Source organism: Kitasatospora sp. NPDC004272 (assembly GCF_053603035.1).
The window spans coordinates 34861-45400 of sequence record NZ_JBSGET010000059.1; the positions used below are offsets into that span (position 1 = coordinate 34861).

Genomic DNA, 10540 nt, shown 5'->3' on the forward strand with positions numbered 1-10540 from the left:
GGGCGGGGTCGTGCGGGACCCCTGGGATTCGTCGGCTTGTATCACCGTGGCCACGCGGCATGGTCCCACACCGGTACGTCCTTGATCGGTCCGTTCCGGCAAGGGGGGCCGGGTGTCCTGGTGTATATCGCCTGATAGCGGGCATATCGACCTGATGGAGGCCCGAGGAAGGGAGCCAACTGATGACCGAGCGATCGACCGACAGGACGGCCGTGCTCCGCCGGAGCGGCGAGGAGCTGCTGGCTGAGCGCGGCATGGCGGCCGAACCGGTGGCCCTCGCCCCGCAGATGCACGGCGCGGCCGCCCCCGAGAGCCGGAGCGGCCCCCACTACGTGGACGCGGTGTACAGCCACGGCGGCCGCCGGATGCCCGAGACCGCCGGCCCGTCCGGCGGGCCCGCCGCCCACCCCGACCTGCCGGGCCACCGGCACCGCGGAGCGGAACGGCACTCCGCGCACTGACACCCGCCCGGCGGGGGTGGGAGAGTGGGGCCGCAAGCTCCCGCCCCCGCCGAAGGAGTGCCATGGCCGACGCCCCCGAGTTCGCCTCCCGCGAGGAGTGGCTCGCCTCCCTGCACCGCGTGTACGCCGCCGCGGGCTGCCTGATCACCGACCCCGACGGCCGCGTCCTGATCGTCAAGGCCGGCTACCGCGACGCCTGGCAGTTCGTCGGCGGCACCGTCGACCTCGGCGAGAACCCCCGGCAGTGCGCGACCCGCGAACTCCACGAGGAGACCGGCCTGCGCCGCGAGGCCGGCGAACTGCTGGCCGTCGCCTGGACCAACCCCAGCGGCGAACTCGACCACCCCGCCTGCCACTTCCTCTTCGACCTGGGCGTCTTCCCCGCCGACACCCCGATCGCCCTCCCGCCGGGCGAACTCGACGCCCACCGCTGGGCCCCCGTCCCCGAAGCCCTCGCCCTCCTCGGCCCGGCCCGCGCCCTCCGCCTCGAAGCCGGCCTCGCCGCGCGGGCGGACGGCCGCGCCCGACTGGTGACGGCGCCCAACTCCGGCTTCTGAACCGGGTGCCGGGCAGACGGGGGCGCGGTGCCGCTGTTGTTACGGCCGGCGCCAGACGTACGCCGCCGAGACCGGGTGGCCGCGGTGGCGTTCCCACTTGGGCTTGAGCGCGGTCCAGCGGTCGCCGACGACCTCCTCGCGCATCTCGGCGAGCTGCCAGCCCGCCGCGAGGCCCGCGGTGAGGTGGTCGCTGACCAGGTGGACGTGGGTGGTGATGGCGACGGGGCCGTCGGGGCCGTCGTAGTGGGTGGGCATGCCGGCGGCCATGATGAAGGCGGGGTGCAGGCCGACCAGGACGAACAGGCCGCCGGGGCGGACCAGGCGGTGGGCCTCGCGGTAGAGCGGGCCGAGGTCGGCGAGGTGTTCGTCGACGAGGGAGCAGGCGGCCAGGTCGTACGCGCCGTCGGGGAGTCCGGTCGAGGCGAGGTCGCCCTCCAGCAGCAGGCGGTGGGCGCCGCGGGTCCGGGCGCGGGCGAGCATCTCGGGGGTGAGGTCGATGCCGTCGACCGCGGCGACGCCGCGGCCGAGCAGCCAGGCGCCGGTGCGGCCGGTGCCGCAGCCGAGGTCGACGGCGAGGTCGGCGGCGGCCCACCGCGGGACGGTGAGCCGGGCCAGCACGTCGACGTCCATCGCGTCCTGGACGGTGTCCTCGTAGCTGTCGACCCACCCGGCGTAGCCGGTGCGGACGTCGACGGTGGGGTAGCCGCGGGTGTCGAACAGGGAGAAGTTCGTCATGCCGGACAGTCTGGTCCGCGGCCCGGCGGCCCGGCGAGCGGTTATCCGAGCAGCCGGGCCCGGACGGCGGCGACGTCCCCGGCGGGCAGCCACCGTTCGGCGTCGAACTCGGCCAGGACCTCGTGCAGGGCCTGCTCCGGGGTGGTGCCGGCGTCGGCGAGGACGCGGGCGATGCCGGCCTCCTCCTCGGTGCGGGCCAGGATGGTCCACAGCGGGCGCAGGTTGGCGGCGGAGAGCAGGTAGTCCTCGGCGATCGCGGTGGGGGCGGCCCCGGCCAGGGCGAGCAGGACGAGGGCGGCCAGGCCGGTGCGGTCGCGGCCGGCGCCGCAGTGCACCACGACGGCGCCGGGGCGGGCCCGGGCGACGGCGGCGACCAGTTCGGCGACGGCGGACCGGCAGTGGTCGAGGTAGGGGCGGAAGGACAGCGGGGTGCCGTCCAGGGCGCCGAAGCGGGACCACCAGTCCGGTCCGGCCAGCGCGTCGAGCGGGACGCGGACCAGGTCGATGCCGTCGGGGGCGGGCAGCAGCGGCCGGTACTCGACGGCGTCGCGCAGGTCGATGACGGTGCGCACGCCGTACGCGATCAGGGAGTTCTGGCCCTCGGCGGTGAGCCGGTCGAGGTTGTCGGCGCGGACGACCGCGCCGGTGCGGGTGCGCCGGCCGTCGAGGGTGGGCAGCAGGCCGAGGTCGCGGACGTTCAGGCAGCCGTCCCAGTCGAGCCGGCGTTCCTCGTGCAGTACCGCCGTGGTCCCCGTCATGTCAGCCCCCGCTGTGTGCGCCCCGTGCCGTCCGGTCGGCGCGGGTACGCACCGACACCGAGAGGGACTCAGTCCGCTTCGGGATGGTTCCCGTCGGGGGCCTCGCGGAACTCCCAGAGCGTCCGGCCGAGCGTGTCGAGCACCCGGACGGTGTGGAACCGGGCGTCCCGGGCGGACAGGAAGCCGCGGGCGGCGCCCGCCAGGACGGCGTGCGCAGCCGGGTCGTGCCGGCTCCACGCGCCGTGCAACTCCAGTGCTGCGCCGGTGAGTTCGGCGCGCTGGATGCGGGCGACGGCAGCCGCGGCGAGGGCGCCGTTGACGCCGTCCAGTTCGGTCTGGCCGAGGTAGGGCTCGCGGTCCCCGGCCCGCAGCCGGCGGCGCAGTTCGGGCAGCGCGTAGCCGCGGACGGCGGCCACCGAGTCCTCGACGGCGATCAGCCAGCGCGGCCCGGGCACCACCTCCCACCAGACCTCGCCGCCGACCGGCAGCAGTTCGCCGATCGGGGAGTGCCAGCGCTCCAGCCCGGTGGGGGAGTTGGCGTCGGGGCGGATCCGCCGCCGGTCCCAGGCGGACTTGTCGGTGACGGAGAGGTTGACGGTGTACCGCACCCGCCCGTCGCCGGGCACGGCCCGCACGCCGAGCACCGCCCAGCGGTCGCGGTCTGGCAGCGAGAAGGAGTGCCGCCAGCCCCGGAAGCCGAGTGCGCGCAGGGCGGGCGCGAAGTGGTCGCGGATTCCGGTGGTGTAGAGCTCCTCGGCGGTGCGCATGCCGGTTCCGGCCTCCTCGGCTCCAGGGGAACGTGGGCGAAATGCCCCGTATTTGCACGGTATGGCGGAGGAGTGGGGGCGAACCGCGGGCGAAGGACAGCAGCCGACGGGACGAAGGTCGGGCCGCCGCGGGCCCTGCGTCCCCTCCGGGCGGGGCGGGCCGGCGTCCGCCCGGCGCGAGCTGACGTCCCGTCGGTCCGCACCGGGCCCGCACCGGTCCGACACGGCCCGCCCACCGCACCGTCACCGGCCGGGCGGTGCCCCGGAGGTGGGAGCGTTCCCCCGGATGGCGCATGATGTGGCGGGTGCACAGAGCTGAACACCACGGGGCGGACGACGGGGCCCGGCTCGGGCGAAGGCCGCCTGACGCGACACTTGCCACGGCCGTCCGCGCCGCCCAGGACGGCGACGAGGAGGCGTTCCGGGTCCTGTTCCGGGCCGTCCAGCCGGGGCTGCTGCGCTACCTGCGGGTGCTGGTCGGCGGGCGGGCCGAGGACGCCGAGGACATCGCCTCCGAGGCGTGGCTGCAGATCGCCCGCGACCTGCCGGGCTTCCGCGGCGACGCGGACGGGTTCCGCGGCTGGGCCGCGACGGTCGCCCGCAACCGGGCGATGGACCACCTGCGCCGGGTGCGCCGCCGCCCGGTCGCCGACCTGCCGGTGGAGTACCTGGCCGAACTGGCCGCCGCCGAGGACACCGAGGGCCAGGTGATGACCACCGTCGCCACCTCCGAGGCGCTCGCGATGATCGCCGCGCTGCCGCCCGACCAGGCCGAGGCGGTGCTGCTGCGGGTGGTGCTCGGACTGGACGCGGAGAGCGCCGCGAAGGTGCTCGGCAAGCGCTCCGGCAGCGTCCGGATGGCCGCCCACCGGGGGCTCAAACGCCTGGCCAAGCTGCTGGAGCAGGACGGGGGAGCGGCCGCCGGGGCACCCCGCCGGGGGGCCCGGAGGACGGCCGGGGAAAAAGTTTCCGCGCAGGGTGTGACACCGGCGCAGGTGCCGACGCTGAAGGACACGAGATGAGCACCAACCGATCCCGCCGGATCGATCGCGCCACCGCCGAGCGGCTGCTCGGCGGTGTCACGGTCGACCCGGAGGCCGGTCAGGACCCCTCCGCCGGGCAGCTGTCCGCGCCAGGACGGCCGGAGCTCGCCGCCCTGCTCGCCGCCGCTGCGACGAGCGAGGCGGCCGGCGACGGCCCGCTGCCCGGCGAAGAGGGGGCCCTGGCCGCGTTCCGGCAGGCTCGTCGCCAGCCGGCCCCCAGGCAGCACCGGAGACGAAAGATGGCGGACACCGCGCTCGCGCGTGCCCTCAGCGCGAAGGCACTGGCCGTCGCGCTGGGCGTCACCGCCGTGGGCGGCGTCGCGGTCGCGGCCTCCACCGGCCGGCTGCCGGAGGTGCTGGGCGGTCCCGCCCCGGCCCCGCCGGCCACCAGTGCCGCACCCGCCCCGTCCACCGGGGCGCCCCACAGTCCGTCCGCGACCCCCGGCGCCGAGCGCACCGCCCGGCCGACCGCGTCGGCGGGCCGCTCCGGCACCCCGACCCGGACGCCCGGGCCGAGCTCCGCCGCTCCGACCGACCTGCCGGACCTGTCGGAGCTCTGCGCGGGCTTCGCCGGACGGATCAAGGGCGGCAGCAAGCCCAAGGAGGCGGCCGTCGACCCGGCGCTCGCCGAACTGCTGAAGGCGGCGGGCGGACCGGAGAAGGTGACCGGTTTCTGCGCGCTGCTCGAAGCGCACGGCTGGGACCAGCCGGGCGGCGACGGCCGGGGGAGGGCCACCGCCGTTCCGGGCCAGCAGTCCGCCCCGCCGTCCCCCTCGCCCTTCCCGAGCAGGTGGGGGCGCGAGACCGATCGGCCGTCCGGCGGGGGGAACAGCCAGGACTGACACCGAACTCCGGTCGGACGACGGGCTCCCCCGGGCCCCGTCCGACCGGCACCGCCTCCGGGCGGCCGGCGGGCCCCTGTACCCGTCGTCCGCCCGGACCGACTCCGGACGGACGACGGGCTCCCCCGGGCCCCCGTCCGTCCGGGACAGCTCCGACCGGCACCGGACTCCCCCGGGTCCACCGCCGGTCGGGGACCGCTCCGGACGGACGGCCGGACTCCCCCGGGTCCACCGTCCGTCCGGAGCCCAGCCCGGCCGTACCGTCCGAACACCCTGGAGTCACGGTGACCGAACGACCGCACCGCCAGGCGAGCCCGCGATGACCTTCCCCCGCACCTCGCCCGCCGCCGAACGCGCCGCCCGCCGCGCGCTGGAGGGCTCCCCGCAGCGCACCCTGCGCGCACTGCTGGCCGCCGCCCTCGCCGCCCTGACCGCCGCCCTGCTGGTCCAGCGCCCCTGAGACCCGTCCGGTCGGGCCCGCTATGGTTCACGGGTGCCCGACCGAGGTTGAAGGGAGCATCCGATGATCGGACGCGCGCTGAACGGGCGTTACGAGCTCGGTGAGATCCTCGGCGTCGGCGGCATGGCCACCGTCTACCGCGGCCTGGACCACCAGTTGGGCCGCCCGGTGGCGGTCAAGGTGCTCAACGGCGGCCTGGCCGACGACCCGAGGTTCGCCGAGCGGTTCGCCCGCGAGGCCCGGTCGGCCGCGCTGCTGGCGCACCCGCGGGTGGTCACGGTGTTCGACTCGGGCGTCGACCAGGGCTCCCCGTACCTGGTGATGGAGCTGGTGCACGGCGCGACCCTGGGCCGGGTGATCGCCGAGCAGGGCGTCCTGCCGGTCGAGCGCGCCGTCGGCACCGCCGCCGCCGTGCTGGACGCGCTGGCCGCCGCGCACGACCGGGGCCTGGTGCACCGGGACATCAAGCCGGGCAACGTGATGATCACCCAGGACGGCGGGGTCAAGGTCGTCGACTTCGGAATCGCCCGGGCCGGCTCCTCCTCCGGCCAGCAGCTCACCCAGACCGCCTCGGTGCTGGGCACCGCCGCCTACCTCTCCCCGGAGCAGGCCACCGCGGGCCAGGTCGACGGCCGCGCCGACCTGTACGCGGTCGGCTGCGTGCTGTACGAGATGCTGGCCGGCACGCCGCCGTTCACCGCCGACACCCCCGTCGCGGTGACCTTCAAGCACGTCACCGAGTACCCGGTGCCGGTCTCCGCGCACCGCCCCGACGTGCCGCCCGCGCTGGACGCCGCGATCCTGCGGCTGCTCGCCAAGAACCCGGCCGAGCGCCCCGCCGACGCCCGGTCCGCGGCCGCCGAACTGCTCGCCGCCGTCCCGGCCGCCCCCGCCGACCGCACCGCCCAACTGCTCGGCGCGGCCACCCAGGTGCTGCCGCCGGTCCCCGCCGGCGCCTTCCCGCCCGCGCCGCCCGCCGCCTTCCCGTCCGCGCCCCCGCAGCCGTGGACCGAGCCGCAGCGCACCTCGGTGCTGCCGCCGGTGCAGGCCCCGCTGCTGCCCCGGGCCCGCTACGAGGACGAGGAGCCCGCACCCCGCCGCGGCCGCAACCCGCTGGTGTACGGCGGCATCGGCGCGGCCGTGATCGCCTGCGTGGCCGGCATCGCCGCGTTCTCGCTCGGCGGCGGCGGTTCCGCCCCCGAGGCCGCGCACACCCCCGCCGCGACGGCCGCCACCGGTGCCGCCCCCGCCCCCACGCCCACGCCCTCCCCGTCCCCGTCCCCGTCCGCCACCGCGAAGCCCAGCGCCTCGCCCAAGCCCTCCGCCACCCCCAAGGCCGGCCCCGTGGTCGCCCAGCTCGCCCAGCTGCGCGCCGAGGTGGCCCAGACCGACTTCAAACGGGACCGGGACAAGCAGGACGACCTGACCGGCCTGCTGGACCGGGCCACCCAGGACGTCAACGACAAGCAGCCCGCCGACGCCGAGGACTCCCTCAAGGACGCCCAGAAGCTGGTCCGCGACCTCCAGCGCCACAAGGCCGTGGACACCCCGGTCCTGATCGGCTGGCAGACCCGGCTCACCGCCCTGACCGCGGCGGTGCACGCCCAGGCCGCCCAGCAGGACGACTAACCGTCGCCCTGGTCGCGGCGGTGGGCCCGCTGCACCGCGCGGGTCTTCACCTGCCGGGTCAGCGCGGTCACGCCGGTGGTCAGGAAGACCACGGTGTACAGGAGTTGGAGCATCACCACGATCCGGGCGGTCTGCCCGGACGGGTGGATGTCGCCGTACCCGACGGTCGCCATGGTGATGACGGTGAAGTACAGCCCGTCGACCTTGGTGGTCAGCCCCTCCAGCTCGCCGGGCTGGCGGGCCATCCCCAGGTAGGAGGTGGCGAACACCACCAGCGCGCCGCACAGCAGGAACAGGATCCGCGGCGCCGGGTGCCGGGAGCGGCCCAGCACCTGCAGCCGCACCTCGCGCAGCAGCCCGAGGCCGAGCAGGACCAGCAGGCTCCCGGCCACCAGCCAGCTGAGCAGCGGGTGGTGCGGCCCGAACCAGTCCAGCGGCACCGTGAAGTAGGCCGTCAGCAGCAGTACCGGTCCGGTCAGCAGGACGAGGTACGTCCGGACCAGTTCCCTCACGCCGGTGCGGCCTTCCCACCGGACGGGGGGCCGGACGGCGGGCCGGCGGAGGGCTCGGCGGGCTCGTCGGCGGGCGTGTCGAGGAACTCCAGCACGGCCAGCACGGCCAGCAGCACCACCGCCATCCAGAGCACCACCGCCCCGGTCGGGTAGCTCCAGGTCAGCAGCAGCACGGCGGCGACGGCGACCGCGCCCCAGCCCAGCCACGCCTTCCAGCGGTGCACGAAGCGGCCGACCGGGCCGAGCCGCATGCCGATGCCCTCGGCGGCCCGCCGGACCGCGCCCAGGCCCTCCCGCCACAGGTGCCGCACCCAGCCGGCCCGGCGGCCCGCGCCGGTCAGCCAGGCGGCCAGCGCGACCACCACGCCCAGCGCCAGCACCATCCGGATCGCGGCCCGCAGGTAGCGCACCAGGGTGTCGTAGACCGCCATCGCGGCGGCCTGGTCGACGTCGGCGGGCAGCTTGTCCAGGTAGAGCGCCCGGAACACGCTCAGCCCGATGCCCAGCAGCCCCGCCCCGGCGGCCATCCCGAGCGCCGCCCAGACGGCGGCCCGGCGGTGGCGCACCGCCAGCACGACGCCGCCGACCGCGCAGAGCAGGGCCAGCACCGGCACCCAGAACCCGGCCAGGTCGAGCAGCCGCAGCCCGGTCTGCGCCTTCCGCACCGCGTCCGACTGCACCAGCGTGTAGTCGGTGTGCACCTCCGGGATCTTCGAGGCCAGCCCCAGCCCGTTGGCCACCAGCCGGTCCTTGACCGCCGCGACCACCGGCCCCAGGTCGAGGCTGACGGTGTCGCCCTTGACCTGCACCGCCCCGCCGCCCTGCCCGGTCAGCACCTTGTCGAAGGCGGCGTGCGCGTTGCGCAGCACGCCGGTCCAGACCGTGGCGAAGGCGTCGGACTGGACGAAGCGCAGCACCTGGTCGTGGACGAAGCCGGTCAGCCCGCTGGTCAGCGCGGGGCCGAGCTTGCCCAGCGCGGCGTCCAGCAGCGGCCGGTCGGCGGGGGCCGCGTCGTTCAGCAGGTCGGTGATCGGCAGCTGCTGCATCACCGCGGTGGTCACCCGGTTGGTGACCGCGCCCTGGACCGCGGGGGCGGCGGCCAGCGGCGCCATCGTGGACACGAACCGGTCGGTGTCGGTCACCTGCGACTTGCTCCAGGCGGCGACCACCCCGAGCGGGGTCAGCACCGCGGCCAGCACGATCAGCAGCACCGCGAAGAAGGACCGCACCCGGTGGTGCTCCCGCCGGGGCGCCCCCTGCTTCTCCAGGAGGCCGATCCGCTCGCGCAGCTCCGCGAGTTCCCGCTCCTCCGACGGATCCGCCGCCATCCGGTGCCTCCCTCATGATCCGCCGTCAGGTGGATACCAGGAGATACCAGAACAAAACGGTCAGCCACTCGGGCCCGGCGACACGCCGGAGCCCCCGGTCCGTCAGGGCGACGGGCCGGGGGCTCCGGTACGGCGGGCGCGGTCGGCCGGGGGCCGACGCGGCGTCAGGCCGTGGTCGGCTTGGTGGCCTCGGCGGCCTTGGTGACGACGATCGGCTCGACCGCGGGGCGCACCGGCTCGGCCTGCGAGGCGGCGGTGGCGTTCGCGGTCTCGGCGGGGGCGTCGTCCTCGCGCAGGGCCTTGGTCTCGGCCTTCAGGATGCGCATCGACTTGCCGAGGCCGCGGGCCATCTCGGGCAGCTTCTTCGAGCCGAAGAGCAGGACGAGCACCACCACCATGACGGCGATGTGCCAGGGCTCAAGACCGTTACGGAACATCCCTGACCACCGGTCCTTTCGTGGAAGTTCTCGCTGTGACAAAGGGCGTCGAGCGGAATGCCCGACTCGGCCAGTATGCACGGCCCGGTCGGCGAACGTATACACCCGTCGGCAAACAGCCGCCGAAAAACAGGTGATCCGAGTCATGTGGTCTGGACCACCTTGGCGGGCCGCGGGTGGGCCCGGCGCACCTCATCCGCCCGTGTTCACCAGCACCGACCAGGCGGACCCGGCGGCCGCCAGCACCACCGCGGCGGTCAGCCCCCGCATCCACCACCGGCTCGCCGAGACGTGCGGACCGTGTTCCACCGCACTGCGCCGCCGCACCCCGTGCAGGTACAGGCCGACCGCCGCCAGCGCCAACAGCCCGCCCAGCGCGGCCAGTCCGGGCAGCCCCCGGACGTACCCGGTGCGCAGCACCAGCAGCGCGTCGGCGGCCAGTACCAGTGCGGTGCGGCTCCAGGCCAGCAGGGTCCGCTCCGGTTGCAGGCCCGGGTCCCGGGGGGCGGTGGTCACCGCGACCAGCCGACGATCAGCACCGAGAACACCGCCGCGGCGACCGCCACGCACACCGTCAGCACCAGCATGATCCGGGTGGCCGGCAGCGGGCCGCCCGCCCGCATCGCCCGCTCCACCCGCACCCACCGGTGGTAGGCGGCCCACCCCAGCCCCGCCCCGCCGGCCGCCAGCAGCACCGAGAGCGTCACTCGCACCGGCACCGGCGCCAGGTCCGGCGTCAGCTGGTCCAGCCCCACCGCTCCGGCGAGCAGCGCCAGCGCGGTCCTGATCCAGGCCAGGAAGGTCCGCTCGTTGGCCAGCGTGAACCGGTAGTCCAGCTCCGCCGGCTCCTCGTCGTCCCGCTCCGCCATACGGCGACCCTAGGCCGGGAGCGGGGCGGGTGCAGCGCGAAGGGACCGGGCCGGGTGCAGCGCGAAGGGACGACGAGGAGCCGGCGGAGCTGGACTACCGGTTCACGCTGGCCAACGAGCGGACCTTCCTGGCCTGGATCAG

At 75.9% G+C, this 10540-nt stretch carries 14 protein-coding genes; 6 read left to right on the top strand and 8 right to left on the bottom strand.

Going from position 1 to position 10540, the window contains the following annotated elements; translation table 11 throughout:
- Positions 1-182: 182 nt before the first annotated feature.
- On the top strand, positions 183-461 hold the full coding sequence (locus ACWEO5_RS19485) for a hypothetical protein (RefSeq protein WP_452163533.1): 279 nt from the start codon (positions 183-185) through the stop codon (positions 459-461).
- 62 nt (positions 462-523) lie between these two features.
- Positions 524-1018, top strand: coding sequence for an NUDIX domain-containing protein (locus ACWEO5_RS19490; protein WP_452163534.1), 495 nt, complete (start codon positions 524-526; stop codon positions 1016-1018).
- A gap of 39 nt (positions 1019-1057) precedes the next feature.
- Here ACWEO5_RS19490 and ACWEO5_RS19495 read toward each other — a convergent pair whose 3' ends face one another.
- The 3 genes from ACWEO5_RS19495 to ACWEO5_RS19505 form a co-directional block, all read right to left on the bottom strand.
- Entirely contained in the window at positions 1058-1753 is a 696-nt protein-coding gene (locus ACWEO5_RS19495; RefSeq protein WP_452163535.1) for a class I SAM-dependent DNA methyltransferase, read from the bottom strand.
- 41 nt (positions 1754-1794) lie between these two features.
- Complete coding sequence (locus ACWEO5_RS19500; RefSeq protein ID WP_452163536.1) at positions 1795-2511, bottom strand: tyrosine-protein phosphatase; 717 nt, start codon at positions 2509-2511, stop codon at positions 1795-1797.
- Between the two features lie 68 nt (positions 2512-2579).
- Positions 2580-3278 carry a hypothetical protein gene (locus tag ACWEO5_RS19505; protein ID WP_452163537.1) on the bottom strand — a complete coding sequence of 233 codons (699 nt, stop codon included), beginning with the start codon at positions 3276-3278 and terminating at the stop codon, positions 2580-2582.
- A 296-nt stretch (positions 3279-3574) separates the two neighbouring features.
- On the opposite strand from ACWEO5_RS19505, the gene ACWEO5_RS19510 reads away from it, so the two are divergent.
- The 4 genes from ACWEO5_RS19510 to ACWEO5_RS19525 all read left to right on the top strand — a co-directional run bounded on the left by ACWEO5_RS19510 (position 3575) and on the right by ACWEO5_RS19525 (position 7252).
- A complete protein-coding gene (locus ACWEO5_RS19510) occupies positions 3575-4300 on the top strand; it encodes an RNA polymerase sigma factor (RefSeq protein WP_452163547.1) in 726 nt (241 codons plus the stop codon).
- On the top strand, positions 4297-5163 hold the full coding sequence (locus tag ACWEO5_RS19515) for a hypothetical protein (RefSeq protein ID WP_452163538.1): 867 nt from the start codon (positions 4297-4299) through the stop codon (positions 5161-5163). Before ACWEO5_RS19510 ends, ACWEO5_RS19515 begins: the two co-directional genes overlap by 4 nt.
- Positions 5164-5482: 319 nt before the next feature.
- Positions 5483-5623, top strand: a complete 141-nt coding sequence (locus tag ACWEO5_RS19520; RefSeq protein WP_452163539.1) for a hypothetical protein — start codon at positions 5483-5485, stop codon at positions 5621-5623.
- 63 nt (positions 5624-5686) lie between these two features.
- A complete protein-coding gene (locus ACWEO5_RS19525; protein WP_452163540.1) occupies positions 5687-7252 on the top strand; it encodes a protein kinase domain-containing protein in 1566 nt (521 codons plus the stop codon).
- Here the strand turns inward: ACWEO5_RS19525 and ACWEO5_RS19530 are convergent.
- From ACWEO5_RS19530 to ACWEO5_RS19550, 5 genes are all read right to left on the bottom strand, one after another.
- Positions 7249-7764, bottom strand: a complete 516-nt coding sequence (locus tag ACWEO5_RS19530) for a potassium channel family protein (RefSeq protein ID WP_452163541.1) — start codon at positions 7762-7764, stop codon at positions 7249-7251. The genes ACWEO5_RS19525 and ACWEO5_RS19530 overlap by 4 nt on opposite strands.
- Positions 7761-9092 (bottom strand): hypothetical protein, encoded by a 1332-nt coding sequence (locus ACWEO5_RS19535; RefSeq protein WP_452163542.1) that lies wholly within the window; start codon positions 9090-9092, stop codon positions 7761-7763. The genes ACWEO5_RS19530 and ACWEO5_RS19535 overlap by 4 nt, the downstream gene beginning before the upstream one ends.
- Before the next feature lie 164 nt (positions 9093-9256).
- Positions 9257-9529, bottom strand: coding sequence for a Sec-independent protein translocase subunit TatA (gene tatA, locus ACWEO5_RS19540; protein WP_452163543.1), 273 nt, complete (start codon positions 9527-9529; stop codon positions 9257-9259).
- 192 nt (positions 9530-9721) lie between these two features.
- Positions 9722-10045, bottom strand: coding sequence for a DUF202 domain-containing protein (locus ACWEO5_RS19545; protein ID WP_452163544.1), 324 nt, complete (start codon positions 10043-10045; stop codon positions 9722-9724).
- The gene (locus tag ACWEO5_RS19550; RefSeq protein WP_452163545.1) at positions 10042-10398 is read right to left on the bottom strand and encodes a YidH family protein; all 357 of its coding nucleotides are present in this window, start codon (positions 10396-10398) and stop codon (positions 10042-10044) included. The genes ACWEO5_RS19545 and ACWEO5_RS19550 overlap by 4 nt, the downstream gene beginning before the upstream one ends.
- Positions 10399-10540: the final 142 nt, after the last annotated feature.

Excerpts from the sequence above, each read along its gene's own strand:
- ACWEO5_RS19485 (WP_452163533.1), top strand. The coding sequence starts at position 183 with ATGACCGAGCGATCGACCGACAGGACGGCCGTGCTCCGCCGGAGCGGC.
- ACWEO5_RS19490 (WP_452163534.1), top strand. The coding sequence starts at position 524 with ATGGCCGACGCCCCCGAGTTCGCCTCCCGCGAGGAGTGGCTCGCCTCC.
- ACWEO5_RS19495 (WP_452163535.1), bottom strand. The coding sequence starts at position 1,753 with ATGACGAACTTCTCCCTGTTCGACACCCGCGGCTACCCCACCGTCGAC.
- ACWEO5_RS19500 (WP_452163536.1), bottom strand. The coding sequence starts at position 2,511 with ATGACGGGGACCACGGCGGTACTGCACGAGGAACGCCGGCTCGACTGG.
- ACWEO5_RS19505 (WP_452163537.1), bottom strand. The coding sequence starts at position 3,278 with ATGCGCACCGCCGAGGAGCTCTACACCACCGGAATCCGCGACCACTTC.
- ACWEO5_RS19510 (WP_452163547.1), top strand. The coding sequence starts at position 3,575 with ATGTGGCGGGTGCACAGAGCTGAACACCACGGGGCGGACGACGGGGCC.
- ACWEO5_RS19515 (WP_452163538.1), top strand. The coding sequence starts at position 4,297 with ATGAGCACCAACCGATCCCGCCGGATCGATCGCGCCACCGCCGAGCGG.
- ACWEO5_RS19520 (WP_452163539.1), top strand. The coding sequence starts at position 5,483 with ATGACCTTCCCCCGCACCTCGCCCGCCGCCGAACGCGCCGCCCGCCGC.
- ACWEO5_RS19525 (WP_452163540.1), top strand. The coding sequence starts at position 5,687 with ATGATCGGACGCGCGCTGAACGGGCGTTACGAGCTCGGTGAGATCCTC.
- ACWEO5_RS19535 (WP_452163542.1), bottom strand. The coding sequence starts at position 9,092 with ATGGCGGCGGATCCGTCGGAGGAGCGGGAACTCGCGGAGCTGCGCGAG.
- tatA (WP_452163543.1), bottom strand. The coding sequence starts at position 9,529 with ATGTTCCGTAACGGTCTTGAGCCCTGGCACATCGCCGTCATGGTGGTG.
- ACWEO5_RS19550 (WP_452163545.1), bottom strand. The coding sequence starts at position 10,398 with ATGGCGGAGCGGGACGACGAGGAGCCGGCGGAGCTGGACTACCGGTTC.